Genomic DNA, 14903 nt, shown 5'->3' with positions numbered 1-14903 from the left:
TCAAATTTTAATTTCTATACATTACTATATTCAAATAATACGATATAGTTGCTAAGATGTCAATAAAAAAAACATAGGATAGATATTGTATTTAAATATCTATCCTATGCCTATACTAATATTATGTTAGAACTTGCACCTGGAAATAATTACACCCCACTGTTGATCCTATACCTTTGATTTTTACTTCTTGGTTTATCAGGAATAGTATATTCTATTAATCCTTTTTCAAGTAATCGATCTATAGCCTTTCTAATATTACCTGTTATAGATTTATACCCTAGCGCTTTAATTATTTCCTTTCTAGACATAGTATTATCTTTTAATACCTCAATGATCTTCAATTCTGTACCATTAAAACCACTTAAATTTCCATCTTGCACCTTATCTTGTACCTTATCTTGTACCTTATCTTGTACCTTATCTTGTACCTTATCTTGGGCCTTATATTTATTATCTTGAATAATCTTCGGTATAGGTATTTCTATTTGGAAAATATCATCTTCTACAAGACCCGGTTCTCTACCTGAATAAGCCTTACTATATTTATAAATATTCCTTACTCCCGAACCTAGCTCGTCTACCCATCCTATTTCCTTGAAAAATTTAGCTATCATAGGGTTTTTAGGAAATGGTGAGAATTTTTCTGGATTTATAGCTCCATGACCATGTGGCTTATTACTATTTTCAGTTATAACTACATCTCTATTAATAATAAATTTAGCTGGAAATGAATTTGCGTAATCTCTATGAATTAAAATATTAGAAATTACTTCTCTAAATATCCTATTTCTTAAACTAATTCTTTGATCATTCTCTAAGAAAAATTTATCACTTAAATGTTTTTCAACAAATACCATAAGCCTATCATAACTTTCTATTAAGTTTGTTCTAATATCATCCCTATCATCATATCTATCAATATCTTCCACTCTTAATATTGCATCAGTTCTATAATGTGGTAATACAGCTGTAATTAATTCATCCTTACCTAGTAATAATACTGCTGCTAGAGTAAAACCTTCTTTACCAGTTTGGTAATCTTTCATATATAAACCTGCGCTCTTTAACAATTCCATATCATTTAAATCTTGCCACGGATGATTGGCTCTTTGATTTACAGCTAACTTTCTTGCACGTTTTATTAGTTCAATTTTTAAATCATCTAATGTTATGAATGGGTATATTTGATTCTCGGTATACGTTCTTTGCTTTCTAAAATACATATCCGCCACCAAATTTGTATTATTAGTTATATCAAAATCTCCATCTTCATTCCTATCAAATATTTTTCCAGAACACCTATGTACCTGTGAACTTTCAGGAACATAAATATATAATATAACTTTTTTATCTATCTCATACTCTTCTACAGACAAATAAAAAGTTGGATTTATTTTATTAGGATTATTCATTGACGTAACGAATTCCTTTTTTATCTTATCTACGAAGTCCTTAGATATTCCTACAATACTACCATCATCTTTTGCCCCTAAAATTATCTCTCCACCATTTCTATTTAAAAATCCACATACAGCATCGAAAACATCCCTATTCAATTTTTCTTTACTTTCTTTAAACTCAATATTAATTGCTTCACCTAATCTCAGAATTTCTTTTATATTTTTAATATTCTTATCTATTTTAATCACCGCACCTATTTTCTTATTTAGGCATATCCAAATAAATAACAAGTCAGTATTCTTGTATTTTGGCGCTGCCCACCTTTGGTGTCAAACTACACCTTACATATTTATATTATATACCAATAAATTGTGTTATTAAACATTGAGTCGAAGATTACCATCTACTATTTATCTATTTTCATAGCAAAAACACCATAGAACGAATCTATAGTGTTTTCATTTTTAATTACTTGCACCTGGAAATATTTACACCCCTGCGGTAATTATTTCTTTGTTACTTTTACTTTTACAATATTAACCTCTGCATATTTAGAAACTTCTTCTTTATATGTGTCTAAGTTAATAGCTACTTTTTCTGTATCAGCGTCTTTAAATTTAACATATCCAGTTAATACAACTTCTTCATCTAGGTTTTTACCTACTTGAGCTACATCACTCTTTAAATCATAATTTAAAGCGGCTTCCTTAACTTTGGCAACTTTATATACTGGCTGCTCTTTTTTTGTAGTTTTTTCTGAATCTACTTCTGCTACTGAATATATTGTTTTAATTGATTCATCTTCGCTAATTTTTCCTGCATTAATTACCATATGAATCATATCATCTTTAGCTATAGTTCCAGTTGTGTACGTAGTTATTTCTTTGGTTTCAACCAGATTTCCATCTTTATATTGTTCTCTAGATAATATTAAATCATAAGCTGCATCTTCTGGTAATAACATGGATGCTATTATACTTTTATCTGGTCCATACTCTGCTGATTGCAACATAAAATCTAATACACCTTGAATTTGTTGCTTAGCTATTTTAACATCACCTTCTGGCAACTTAACTTTGCCCTTTGGCATACATCCCGCTAGTCCTAATGTTAATACTGCTGTAACTAATAATAATGATATCTTTTTAATTCTCATATTGTATTCCTCACTTATTCATATGTTATTTTTTATACTTTTTTTTAGTATATCATATTAATAGTAAATTAAATATATACTTTTCATTAATTAAAAATCGTTTTCTTTTATTTATTACTATTTATCTATAATCTAGATTTTGATTAATAAAAAAACAGATATAGTACAATATTTTTTTGTACTATATCTGTTTCACTCTTTATCTATTTTTTTGTTACTGTAAATGCTTGATCATTAAAAATTTCTATTGAACTTCCATCATAGCAACCTATTTCTATATTTTTAGAATCTCCTATTTTTTCTATTCTCATAAGGCCATCTCTATTGCTTTCATTATATTTACTATATAAATTATTTTTTTTCTCTTCATCTTCCTCATTCCAACTCTGTACTTTTGATACATCCTCTCCATCTACATTTATATATATTTTAGCTAAGCTTGTGTTAGTCAGTTCTGTATCTAAATATCTATATGAATATTTAACTATTAGAAACTCCCCATCTACTATCCAATCATTTATATCTATTGATGCATCTTCATTTATCTTTAAGTTAAGTGGAGAGTATTTTTCTATATTTATCTTAGTTGATGGCAACTTCTTCTCAATCTCATTATTTTCTTCCATTCTATATTTATCATAAAAAGGTATTATTTTTAATTGTTTTGCATTTGTATTGTTAATATACTTACAACTTCCTTCAATTATTTTTTTCACCCTACTGCTGCTACCGCGATTGCCATTATTTATAACTTCTACTCCATTTTCATCAAACATAAGGAAATTCAAATATACCTCTTTATCTTTATATTCAGCTGAATAATTAATATTTATAGTCAATGGTGTCATTGTCAATTTATCTAATTTAATATCAACTCCATCAACCTTAATTACTTTATCTAATTTTTCTACATAAGTATTCTTTGCAATTTCTTTTGTATCTAATGCAAAGTTAACGCTCCAATTTCCTTTTTTACCGTACATCTCTGATATTTCTATACCTACATCTAATTTGTCATATACTTTATTATAATCCCAATTTATTTTTTTCAAAACTCTAATAGTATTTGCATCTATAATTTCATGACTTCCTCCAGATGATGCATTAATTTTTTCTCCATTAACCTCCAATGATGTTGGAATTACCATTGCATCTACAATATTATTCTCTATGCTTTCATTATTATTTTTAACTACAAAACTTAAATTCAACACATTATTATCTGCAATAGCACTTTCAAATGTTATATCTATTCCTTGGTCTGATTTAGTTTGTCCAACTGCTTGTATATAATCTTTATATTTACTATTATTATTTATTAAATTATTTTGAATTAAGTCTCCTATAAGAGGTATATCCATTGCCCATGCTGGTTTTGCTATAACTATTGATGACATCCCCATAATAATTACTAATGATGCAACCATAGCTATTTTTTTACTAGTTCTTTTTTTAGTTTTTATTGATGCCATTAATTTTTTCTTTCCTCTTTTTCTTTCTAGTTCACTTACTTCCATTTCTTCTATTTTATTAATATCTATTTCTGTAACATCTATGTTAGCTTCATTTAACAACTCATATATATCCTTCATTTAAACTACCCCCAGCTTTAAACTTCTAGCAGATTCTTTAAGATTTTTTTTATTCCTATAAATCCTACTATCTACAGCAGATTTACTAAGCCCAATCTTTCTTCCAATATCCTCTGCCTTTACCCCTAAGAAAAACTTCATTATAAATATATCTCTATCTAAAGGCTCTAATTCATTTAATAAATTAATTACTTCACTTCTATTTTCAGCTATTAAAATTTCTTCTTCTAAAAGTATTTTTATCTTTTATTTCAATTGTATCTAAAATTATTTCTGACTTTTTAACTGTTGATCTGTAATAATCTATAGCTTTAAATTTTGCTATAGCACAAACCCAATTTTTAAAGTTAACTTCATCACCTTTAAACTTATTTGAATTGTTCCAAACAGATAAAAATACGTCATTTATACATTCTTCAACTAATCCATTATCATCAAATTTTCCAATTACTTTATAAATAATACTTTTAACAAGTGGAATATGCTTATCATAAACATATTCTAAAGCATGTTCATTTCCACTTTGCAGTTTCTTTATATAATTTTTCGAATTTATCCCCATATTTTTCCCCTCTTAATTTTAGCCATCTTCAAAATAGCTATTAATTTTGCATAATCACTTTAAATATAATTTATATACAATAATATTTTATTTAAATTACATTTCATGATATAGCTCAAACTATACTCTTTCTTCTAATAAGGCATATCCAAATAAATAATAGACCAGTATCCTTGATTATTTATTTTACTATGCCTAACTTATTTGTAAAAGCTCTTACACCCTATATAACGATCATAACAAAAAAAATTAGCAAATACTCACTTTAATAATTTTAAGTACACAAACAAAGAAGGCTATAGCAATTATTCTGCATGCTACAGCCTTCTTTAGACATTTTAAAATAAATAATTAATTCGTATTCTTGTTATTCATTTGGAAAAATTTACACCCCTGGGGTGATATCTATAGGGTCAAAATTAATATAATCACAACTTGTCATTATATATTCTGTTCCATCTCTTTCTCCAGTTAATACATGACTTAGTGATGGGCCATGAAGATGTCCGTATATAACTTTTTCTACATTGTATTCTTTAAATATTTCTGTAAAAGCTGAATCTTCATATTTATCGTTAGTTGGAGGGTAATGTATCATTACTATCAATTTAGTATATCCAGCTTTTTTTGCTGAATCAAGAGATAATTTTATTCTTATCACTTCTCTATCATAGATTTTTTTATCTTTTTCAGTGAATCTATCTACTCCTGGGCATATCCATCCTCTTGATCCACAAATAGCATATTCTCCATAAGTATAGAAATTATTTTGAAGGAACTTTGTATTCTTGTACATCCTATTTAATTTAGATATACTTCCCCACCAATAATCATGATTTCCTTTTGAGATTATTTTCTTTCCAGGAAGAGCATCTATCCAATCTAAGTCACCGATGCTGTCTTCTGCACTCATTGACCATGATATATCTCCTGCAATAAGTACTGTGTCTTCTTCTGTAACTTTCTTTATCCAATTATTCTTTATTTTTTCATCGTGATTTAACCACTTATCACCAAATATATCCATTGGTTTGTCTGTTGTTAAAGCAAGATGAAGGTCTGAAATAGCATATAAAGCCATTAGTTTCTCCTTACTATTCTATCTAAATCTGTTACGAATGCAATTACATGAGCAACTGCTTCATATAGTTCAGAGGGAATATCATCACCTACATTAACATTGCAAAGTAGGTCTGTTAGTTCTTTATTATACACTATTGGAACATTATTTTCCTCTGCTCTTTCAATTATATTATCAGCAATTTGTCCCATACCCACTGCGGTAACAATTGGTGCAGCACTATTTTGTTCATATTTCAAAGCTGCTGCCTTTTTTCTTTGACTCAAAATTTTCCCTCCTTACTAGTTTAATTCTTATAAATCTATTATACCTTAATATCTATATTTGCCATATTATTTTCATTAAAAAACTCTCTACAATTTGTTAAGGATACTTCATCTTCTTTTTTACTTACCTTTACGGAAATATTAAATCCTAAGGTTTTTATATTAGAAACTAGTTTTTCTTTTCCTAAATCTAATATTTTAACAAAACTATCTTCACATTTTAAATCTATATCTATTTTCTTTTCCAATACTTTTATATATCCATCAACAACTCCAAGGTTAACTGTTTTCACTGTTACAACCATTTTAACATTTGTACTATCTACTTTTTTGCCATCTTTTCTATTATCCTTAAGTATTAACCTACAAGGGTACTCCTGCTCTTTAATATTTACTGGCACATCTAAATAATAATACTCTTGATTTATTTTATTAAATAATTTTATATCACTTATATTATTTTTAATTATATCCAATATTTTTCCAGGTACTTCTCCTTCATTTTTAATGCTTGATAATATACTTTTTATAATTTCTTTTCCTTCTTCAGCTTTTAATAAAATATTATTTTTAACTTCTTCTTGGAAAGAAATTTTATCCTTTACTAATCCTTTTAATACTTCTGTATTATCTAGCTTTAAATTAATAGTACTTTTATCATTTTGCGATTCATTAAGGATATTTTTACCATTTAAAGATTCATTAATTTTTTCACCTTTAACCAAGTTTCCATCTTTAATTGCTACTTCATTTTTAGGCTGATCTACTGTAATTGGCTTATCGCTATTCTCGCCTTCTGTAATCTTTAAATTAACAATATCTTTTATTTTAGTAAATTCCTCTTTTGTTAGAACTATATCTTTACCTATTACTTTTGATAATACACTTTCCAGTTCTATCTTATTAAAAGATAATTCTCCGCCTCCAAACTTTGCATCGTCCATTTTTTTATTTATATAATCATTAAGATTATTTTCAGTTTTTTGAGGGCTATTATTATATTCACCTATTTCATTCTTTAACATAGAAATAAAGCTGGTATCATCAATTTTATTTATAGCATTATAGGCCTTTTCAAAACCCTTAGTTGTAAAGTCTGAACTTCTATTATTTATTAAATCCTTTAGCTCAATGTTTAACAGCTCTTCCCCTCCACCCATTAAGGATTTAAGCACTGCTAGCACACTAACTTTATTTTGGACTGCATCGTTTTTCTCATAAGTCCCAGTTACTAACTTATTGTTTGAGTTATCTGACTTACTACTATCATTTTGTATAGTCCCTGATTTAGATTCTAAAGCTTGTATATTTTTTTCTTCTAACTTAAATTCATTTTTGTTTTCTGGATTAGATTGATTTTTATTCTCTACCTTAGTTCCATTTTTTTCTTCGACTGTAACTTTACCTTCTATACTTACAGGAATAGTTTCCTTTGCAACTTGTGCTCTACTATCTTCTCCATTTTGTATATTAACATTATTAAACTTATTATTAATATCTTTATTTTGTTTAATGTCTTCACTATTACCCATATTTTTTCCTAAGTTTAATGATTCAGCTTCAGATATATCTACATTTTCTAATAGATTTAGGTTTTTAAATTCACTTTTTATTTCATTTATAATATTTGAGACTTTACCCTGTCCTTTAAAAAGTTTATTATAACTGTCTATATTCTCCTTAGTAAATTCAATATCATTCTCTAAAAACAACAAGACTTCTTCCTTAGATAAGTTTTTAAATACATCTAAAAACTGTTGTAACTTTTGAGTAACTGCTTGTCCCTTTGTTGAGCTTGGATCTATCCCTCTACTTTCTAAATATTTAGAAATAAATTTTTCTATTTCCTTAGGATTTCCTTGTATCTTCTCATTAACTTGAATTAATCCCTTTACCATTTTAATATTTTCCCGAGTTAAAGGAATATCATATTTAAGCATAGCTTCTAATATTGGTATGTCTTTTTTGCTTAGACCCTCTTTAGTTATAATATCATTAAGCTCACCTTTGTTAGTCTGGTTTGCCCCATTCTCTTTATTTACAATCTTAAGCTTTAACTTCCCGTCTTCAAAACCTTCAACTTCAAATCTCTGAAAACCCTTTTCTAAAGAGTCTAAATCTCCATCTACTTCTGCCGAAAACTCCCATCCATCTGTAAGCTTAATAGAAACTTCTTTTCCATCACCTTTTTTGATAACATTACCTGAAAATTTTTCTCCAACATTAAAGGCTAACTTACTAGCTACCTTCTTGTTACTATTATTAACATTATATGAATTATTAACATTCCAAATTGCTGGCATTGTGTCCACCATCCTAGCATTTTTTACTCTTAATACACTTTCCAAAAGCAACAAACTATTATGTTTATTATTTTTTTCAAGTTCTTAATTTAACTATCGTAATTTTTTGTAATTTATTTAGCAACAGTAACAGTTTTTTGAAGCTCTATTCTACTAATTACTATTATATATTGTATTTAATTATTAATGTTCTTTATCTAGATATAATAAACTATACCAAACCAATAATTTATTATATTACATTTTTAATACTTTTTACTATATAATATAATCATTAGTTTTAATGTTATATTTTTACTAAATAAATCCTCTTAACTATAAATCAACAATATTTACTTTGAAAGGAACTTAATTATGAATAAAAAAATACTTGTTATTGAAGATGAATCTTATATAAATGATATTCTAACTACAGCTTTAAAATCTGAAGGTTATTTAGTTAGAAGTGCTTTTAACGGCGCTGAAGCTCGAGAACTATTAAATACTTTCAACCCAAACCTAACTCTACTGGATGTAAATTTACCAGATGAAAGTGGATTTGATTTATGCAAATTCATTAATAGTACATATAGCATTCCAATTATAATGTTAACTGCACGAAATGATGTATTTGATAAAGTTTTAGGCCTTGAGCTTGGAGCAGATGATTATATAACAAAACCCTTTCATATAAAAGAAGTTTTAACTAGGATTAAAATTGCACTTAGACGAATTGATAAATATGCTACTAATTCTAAATCAACCTTTATTCCACTTAATTCAATAATAAAAATTAATTATGAAAGCAGACTGGTTTACAAAAAAGATACTGAAGTTATTCTTAAACCTAAGGAATATGAGTTATTAGAATTTTTATCCCAAAATAAAAACAGAGTTTTTTCAAGAGATGAAATCTTAAATAATGTTTGGGAATTCAGCTACGATGGCGACCCCCGTACTATAGATATTCATATTAGACGATTAAGAAGTAAATTAGATATAGACGGTTTGAAATCAATTATTGAAACAGTCTTTGGAATAGGATATGTAATGAGGTGATATTATGAAGATAAAGTTTAAACTTACCCTAGCAATTACATCTATATTAATAATACTTGGAATAATACTTAATATATCAATTAAAAATGTACTAACTACAAACATGGAAATTACTATAAATAACTCCTTGAAAGAGATAATGAACAGTACTCGTGAAGCAGTAAAATATAGATTAACACTTAACGACTCTTTAACTAAAGAAGATCTTTTATCTAGAGAATCAGATTATTTAATAAAATACATATCTTTAAATTACGAATGTATGGCTCAGCTAAATGCTATTAATGGTAACATGATTTCTACAAATATAACTGGATTTTCTGAAGAAATTGCTAAAGGTATTACATCTTCTAAAACTGGCCAAGCTACTTCAACTATAAAATATACTAAAAGTGGTATTACTAGCATAGTATCTTATCCAATTTATATTAATGGAAGATATCTTGCAATATTGAATATTGCAAAGGATTATAATGAAACATATTTAGATTATACAAGTACTATTAATTTTATAACCGGTATAGAACTTATTATATTTTTCATTATGTTTCTACTATCATATTTTATGACTAATAATATAACTAAACCTATTTCAGCATTAACAGAAGCTGTTAAAGAAATTAGTAATGGTAATTATAATATTCCTATTTCATCAAAAGGAAAAGATGAAGTATCAATATTATCAAATGAATTTATTAAAATGAAAGATAAAATATCAGAGCAAATTAATACTATCGAAGCTGAAAAAGATAAAGTTTATACACTCGAGAAAAGTAGAAAGCTATTTTTTGATAATGTAACCCACGAAATAAAAACTCCACTAACTACAATTACAGGTTATGCTGAAATGATTAAAGATAATATTTCAGATGATGAAGATTTTAAACAAAGAGCTATTGAAAGAATTCATTCTGAAAGTGAACGTCTTAATTTATTAATATTAGATTTAATGGAAGTATCTAAAGGACTTTCTACCATTAAAGAAAATAAAGTGGAAATTAATATAGAATCTTTAATTAAACAAGTTTGTGATGACATGAAAATTAAAGCGAACAAATACAGCTTAACCATTAATATATCTACTAAGCCAGGACTACTATTTGGACAAGTAAACAAACTCCGCGAATTACTAATTAATATAATTGATAACGCAATAAAATATACTACAGGTAATACTATTAAGGTTAATAGTATATGTGAATTAAATTATTATTATATATATATCGAAAATGAATCTAATCCTATTCCAGCTAATATTTATAATTCAATATTTGAACCCTTTGTAAAAATAAATGATTCTAAAGAAAATCAAAGCCTTGGACTCGGCTTATATTTATGTAATGAAATTATAAAAGAGCACAATGGAGAAATAAATATAACAAACGGTGAGTTAATTACTGTTGAAATAAAAATTCCTTATTCCAGAAACAACTTGGAAATAACTCTATGATACTTAGAAATTTCTTTCTTATATACTAAAAACATAGAAAGAAAGGAGTGAATTTTATGAATAAAAAATTCAAGACAAAAAACTTATCAATATTTCTGTCATTATTATTAATTTCAACATTTGTTTCCTGTAGTAAAATAGATAAAGAAACTATCCTATCACCAAACGTTACTGAGGATATAAAAGTTGAAGAAAATGAAGTTAAAGTAACTCTTGAAAAAGGTAATAGCTATTTAAATGATAATGATTTCGCAAACGCTAAATTAACCTATGAAAAAGCAATATCAATAGATAAAGTAAATAAAGATATTTATTTAGAAATAAAAGATAAGTATCTAGAGATTAATAGGTTTGATGATGCTCTTTATTTTGTACAACTTGCACTTAATAATAATACTGATATAGATAATATGAAAATTATTTCAGATAATATTAAATCTAAATTTGAAATAACTAGCATCGATAAAAGTTTATATGAAGGTGAATCTTATACACTTCCTTCAGAATTATCAACAAAAATAAATAATGAAACTATTAGTATACCTGTTACTTGGAATAATTCTGTTATCAATACGTCTACTGCCGGTACCTTCTCATATACAGGAACAAATAAAGAGTATAGTAGACAATTTACGGCTATCTTAACAGTACTTCCAACTAGTAAGGTTTCCTCTACTGATCTAGTTCAAGCTACAAAACCAGTTGAAAATAAGAAGGATATATATATAGAAAAAATAGGCCAAGTAAAGGCTAGTATGTCTGACTTAACAGCTTCTTTTGCTGGAACAACACTTGATCAATACTTTGGAGCTAGTGAAGAGTATTTAAGGTGGGACAATCTTCTTAATGAAATATATAGCGTTCTAAAAGAACAAATGTCAACTGAAGATTTTGAAAAGTTGAAAAATGAACAAATTAAGTGGATTAATGACAAAGATCCTAAAGCTAAGGAATCTGCTAAAAAATTTGAGGGCGGATCTCAATATAAAGTTGCGTATTCTTGTACATTAGGAGACTTAACCGAGGACAGATGCAATTATTTAGTTAATAATTATATGAAATAATCAATTAAAATTTTAGGTAGACTCATATCTTCTCAACCTTGGAAGAGAGCCTCAGACGCTGTTTCAGCATTTGTTGCCTCTTCTTCATCATGTACAAGTTTAGTTACTTCAAATGCAAGTACTGTTTTTGTATGGTTAATTTCTGAACCTTCAAATATTGTGAGTTAATTACTATTGAAATTAAAATTCCTTATTGCAGAAACAACTTGGAAACAACTCTATGATACTTAGAAATTTCTTTCTCATATATTAAAAATATAGAAAGAAAGGAGTGAATTTTTATGGTTAAACAATTCAAAGCAAAAAAATCAACAATATTTCTGTCATTATTATTAATTTCAACATTTGTTTCCTGTAGTAAAATAGATAAAGAAACTATCCTATCACCAAATGTTACTGAGGATATAAAAGTTGAAGAAAATGAAGTTAAAGTAACTCTTGAAAAAGGTAATAGCTATTTAAATGATAATGATTTTGCAAATGCTAAATTAACCTATGAAAAAGCAACATCAATAGATAAAGTAAATAAAGATATTTATCTACAAATAAAAGATAAATATTTAGAGCTTACTAGGTTTGATGATGCTCTTTATTTTGTGCAACTTGCACTTAATAATAATACTGATATAGATAATATGAAAATTATTTCAGATAATATTAAATCTAAATTTGAAATAACTAGTATAGATAAAAGTTTATATGAAGGTGAATCTTATACACTTCCTTCAGAATTATCAACAAAAATAAATAATGAAAATGTTAGTATACCTGTTACTTGGAATAATTCTGTTATTAATACTTCTACTGCTGGCACCTTCTCATATCTAGGCACAAATAAAGAGTATAGTAGACAATTTAACGCTACCTTAACTGTGGTTCCACCTATAGTTTCAGCTGTTGTTCCACCTGTAGTGGCACCGGTAATTCCATCTGTAGTTGATGAAGAACATTGCTATGTTAAAAATATTTATAAATCTAATGGAAAAACTTATATAGATGTAGATTTAGTTGAATTTTTAAGGGGTAATGCTGCTCTTGAAGGAGCAATAAAAGATAATAATAGTAAGGTTGGTACAAATGATGATGGTTCAAAATTCGTACCTGATAGTTATTATATAAGAGATAACGTTCATACACAAATAACCTACGAAGTAAGCCAAAATTCAACATTTAATCTTGCAGAATTTCATATTTATCCAAATTCATCATCCAATGGAACTATTACAGTACCAGTTCCCTATGATAGATTTGAATCCTATATAAAATCCCACATTAATGGCGATTATAGACCTAATCTTTGTTTAATTAAATTTAAAAATAACGTTGTTTATGATGTAAGCTATGTATATACTCCTTAATCCTGTTTATTATATAAAAATATCTATATAGACTAATAGTAAAACACCTCATACATGCTTTCAAAATAAAAAAAGATTTCCTAGGAACTAAATTCCTAGGAAATCTTTTTTTATTTTATATTATTCTACTACTATTTTGTTGTAGTTTTTCTTTCCTCTTTTAAGAAGAGCTGATCCACTTTCTAAATCTGATTCTAAAAGTTCTCTTTTTATATCAGTAATTTTTTCTCCATTTAGTGATAATCCACCTTGCTGAATAAGTCTTCTACCTTCACTTTTAGATGGTATTATCTTTGTTTCTGTCATAATATCTAAAATTGATGTTCCTATCTTTTCTTTTGAAATAGTAACAGTTGGAACATCACTCATATCTGCTCCACCTTGGAACAGTGCCTCAGCTGCTGTTTTAGCCTTTGTTGCCTCTTCTTCGCCATGTACTAGTTTAGTTACTTCAAATGCAAGTACTGTTTTTGCATGGTTAATTTCAGAGCCTTCAAGTGCTGCTAATCTTCTAACTTCATCCATTGGCAGGAATGTTAATAAACTTAAACATTTTTCCACATCTGCATCATCAACATTTCTCCAGTATTGGTAGAAATCAAATGGTGATTTCTTCTTTGGATCAAGCCATAAAGCTCCCCCTACAGTTTTACCCATTTTTTGTCCTTGACTGTTTGTTAACAATGTACAAGTCATTGCAAATGAATCTTTTCTTGCTTTTCTACGTACAAGTTCAACACCTGCAATCATGTTTGACCATTGATCATCTCCGCCTAATTGCATTTTACAGTCATACTTTTGGTTTAAAACATAAAAATCATAGCCTTGCATTAACATATAATTAAATTCTAAGAATGAAAGTCCCTTTTCTAATCTTTGTTTGAAACAATCTGCTGAAAGCATTCTGTTTACTGAAAAATGTGAACCTACTTCTCTTAAGAAATCTACATAGTTAAGATCAAGTAACCAATCTGCATTGTTTACTATTAAAGCTTTATCATCTGAGAAATCTATAAATTTCTCCATTTGTGTTTTTATAGAATCAACGTTATGTTGAATTTGTTCCTTAGTTAACATTTGTCTCATATCAGTTTTACCGCTTGGATCTCCTACCATTGCAGTTCCACCACCAAGTAGTGCTATTGGTCTATGTCCTGCTCTTTGCATATGTGCCATAAACATCATTGCAATAAAGTGACCAACATGTAAGCTGTCTGCTGTTGGGTCAAAGCCTATATAAAAAGTTATTTTCTCCCTTTCAAGCAATTCTCTTGTCTCATCTTCATGAGTAAATTGCTTTATGTAGCCACGATCTAATAACTCATCTAAAACATTAGCCATTTTCATACCTCCTACTATATTTACTCATCTTTTCTAAAATAATATATCAGTATACTGAATTACTATTTTCAAAAGATTATATACATACTATAGTATAGCTATATTATGGGAAATTATCAACTTTTTTTACCTATTATCTCTACTTAATAATGTTCTTTATCTATCTAAAGAAGCTAAAAATAAATAACAAGTCAGTATGCTAGCCTATTTCGCATCATACTTTGTAAGCAGAACCCGCTGATAGTACATATCAATGGGTTCTGTCTCCTTCCTTGATGCAAAATATCC

General features: G+C 27.6%; 13 protein-coding genes and 1 pseudogene. 4 read left to right on the top strand and 10 right to left on the bottom strand.

Annotation, left to right across the window (positions count from 1 at the left end):
• Positions 1 to 149: 149 nt before the first annotated feature.
• From BLS77_RS12390 to BLS77_RS12360, 8 genes are all read right to left on the bottom strand, one after another.
• Entirely contained in the window at positions 150 to 1652 is a 1503-nt protein-coding gene (locus tag BLS77_RS12390; RefSeq protein WP_242873980.1) for an RNA-binding domain-containing protein, read from the bottom strand.
• Between the two features lie 257 nt (positions 1653 to 1909).
• Positions 1910 to 2560 (bottom strand): hypothetical protein, encoded by a 651-nt coding sequence (locus BLS77_RS12385; protein WP_089970275.1) that lies wholly within the window; start codon positions 2558 to 2560, stop codon positions 1910 to 1912.
• Between the two features lie 203 nt (positions 2561 to 2763).
• On the bottom strand, positions 2764 to 4152 hold the full coding sequence (locus BLS77_RS12380) for a DUF4179 domain-containing protein (RefSeq protein ID WP_089970273.1): 1389 nt from the start codon (positions 4150 to 4152) through the stop codon (positions 2764 to 2766).
• Positions 4153 to 4293 carry a hypothetical protein gene (locus BLS77_RS20335; protein WP_242873979.1) on the bottom strand — a complete coding sequence of 47 codons (141 nt, stop codon included), beginning with the start codon at positions 4291 to 4293 and terminating at the stop codon, positions 4153 to 4155.
• 64 nt (positions 4294 to 4357) lie between these two features.
• Positions 4358 to 4714: a sigma factor gene (locus BLS77_RS20330; protein ID WP_242873978.1), complete on the bottom strand. Its 357-nt coding sequence runs from the start codon at positions 4712 to 4714 to the stop codon at positions 4358 to 4360.
• 385 nt (positions 4715 to 5099) lie between these two features.
• Positions 5100 to 5795, bottom strand: coding sequence for a metallophosphoesterase (locus BLS77_RS12370; protein ID WP_089970270.1), 696 nt, complete (start codon positions 5793 to 5795; stop codon positions 5100 to 5102).
• On the bottom strand, positions 5795 to 6061 hold the full coding sequence (locus tag BLS77_RS12365; protein WP_089970267.1) for an EscU/YscU/HrcU family type III secretion system export apparatus switch protein: 267 nt from the start codon (positions 6059 to 6061) through the stop codon (positions 5795 to 5797). The genes BLS77_RS12370 and BLS77_RS12365 overlap by 1 nt, the downstream gene beginning before the upstream one ends.
• Positions 6062 to 6099: 38 nt before the next feature.
• The gene (locus tag BLS77_RS12360) at positions 6100 to 8364 is read right to left on the bottom strand and encodes a hypothetical protein (protein ID WP_089970264.1); all 2265 of its coding nucleotides are present in this window, start codon (positions 8362 to 8364) and stop codon (positions 6100 to 6102) included.
• Between the two features lie 354 nt (positions 8365 to 8718).
• Between BLS77_RS12360 and BLS77_RS12355 the strand changes: the two genes are divergently transcribed.
• From BLS77_RS12355 to BLS77_RS12345, 3 genes are read left to right on the top strand one after another with little or no spacing between them, the layout of a single operon-like run.
• The gene (locus BLS77_RS12355; protein ID WP_089970262.1) at positions 8719 to 9402 is read left to right on the top strand and encodes a response regulator transcription factor; all 684 of its coding nucleotides are present in this window, start codon (positions 8719 to 8721) and stop codon (positions 9400 to 9402) included.
• A 4-nt stretch (positions 9403 to 9406) separates the two neighbouring features.
• Positions 9407 to 10852, top strand: a complete 1446-nt coding sequence (locus tag BLS77_RS12350; RefSeq protein WP_089970259.1) for a sensor histidine kinase — start codon at positions 9407 to 9409, stop codon at positions 10850 to 10852.
• A 56-nt stretch (positions 10853 to 10908) separates the two neighbouring features.
• The gene (locus BLS77_RS12345; protein ID WP_089970256.1) at positions 10909 to 11916 is read left to right on the top strand and encodes a lysozyme inhibitor LprI family protein; all 1008 of its coding nucleotides are present in this window, start codon (positions 10909 to 10911) and stop codon (positions 11914 to 11916) included.
• 41 nt (positions 11917 to 11957) lie between these two features.
• Here the strand turns inward: BLS77_RS12345 and BLS77_RS19515 are convergent.
• Positions 11958 to 12080 (bottom strand): annotated as a pseudogene (locus BLS77_RS19515) (tyrosine--tRNA ligase); the annotation flags it as partial.
• 117 nt (positions 12081 to 12197) lie between these two features.
• On the opposite strand from BLS77_RS19515, the gene BLS77_RS12340 reads away from it, so the two are divergent.
• On the top strand, positions 12198 to 13274 hold the full coding sequence (locus tag BLS77_RS12340) for a tetratricopeptide repeat protein (RefSeq protein WP_089970253.1): 1077 nt from the start codon (positions 12198 to 12200) through the stop codon (positions 13272 to 13274).
• Between the two features lie 120 nt (positions 13275 to 13394).
• Here BLS77_RS12340 and tyrS read toward each other — a convergent pair whose 3' ends face one another.
• On the bottom strand, positions 13395 to 14615 hold the full coding sequence (tyrS, locus tag BLS77_RS12335; protein WP_089970250.1) for a tyrosine--tRNA ligase: 1221 nt from the start codon (positions 14613 to 14615) through the stop codon (positions 13395 to 13397).
• Between the last annotated feature and the right edge of the window lie 288 nt (positions 14616 to 14903).

Source organism: Clostridium gasigenes (assembly GCF_900104115.1).
Lineage (GTDB): Bacteria > Bacillota > Clostridia > Clostridiales > Clostridiaceae > Clostridium > Clostridium gasigenes.
This window is presented reverse-complemented; position numbering and strand designations above follow the sequence as displayed.

Coding starts and splice junctions, on each gene's coding strand:
- BLS77_RS12385 (WP_089970275.1), bottom strand. CDS start 2,560: ATGAGAATTAAAAAGATATCATTATTATTAGTTACAGCAGTATTAACA.
- BLS77_RS12380 (WP_089970273.1), bottom strand. CDS start 4,152: ATGAAGGATATATATGAGTTGTTAAATGAAGCTAACATAGATGTTACA.
- BLS77_RS20335 (WP_242873979.1), bottom strand. CDS start 4,293: ATGAAGTTTTTCTTAGGGGTAAAGGCAGAGGATATTGGAAGAAAGATT.
- BLS77_RS20330 (WP_242873978.1), bottom strand. CDS start 4,714: ATGGGGATAAATTCGAAAAATTATATAAAGAAACTGCAAAGTGGAAAT.
- BLS77_RS12370 (WP_089970270.1), bottom strand. CDS start 5,795: ATGGCTTTATATGCTATTTCAGACCTTCATCTTGCTTTAACAACAGAC.
- BLS77_RS12360 (WP_089970264.1), bottom strand. CDS start 8,364: ATGCCAGCAATTTGGAATGTTAATAATTCATATAATGTTAATAATAGT.
- BLS77_RS12355 (WP_089970262.1), top strand. CDS start 8,719: ATGAATAAAAAAATACTTGTTATTGAAGATGAATCTTATATAAATGAT.
- BLS77_RS12350 (WP_089970259.1), top strand. CDS start 9,407: ATGAAGATAAAGTTTAAACTTACCCTAGCAATTACATCTATATTAATA.
- BLS77_RS12345 (WP_089970256.1), top strand. CDS start 10,909: ATGAATAAAAAATTCAAGACAAAAAACTTATCAATATTTCTGTCATTA.
- BLS77_RS12340 (WP_089970253.1), top strand. CDS start 12,198: ATGGTTAAACAATTCAAAGCAAAAAAATCAACAATATTTCTGTCATTA.
- tyrS (WP_089970250.1), bottom strand. CDS start 14,615: ATGGCTAATGTTTTAGATGAGTTATTAGATCGTGGCTACATAAAGCAA.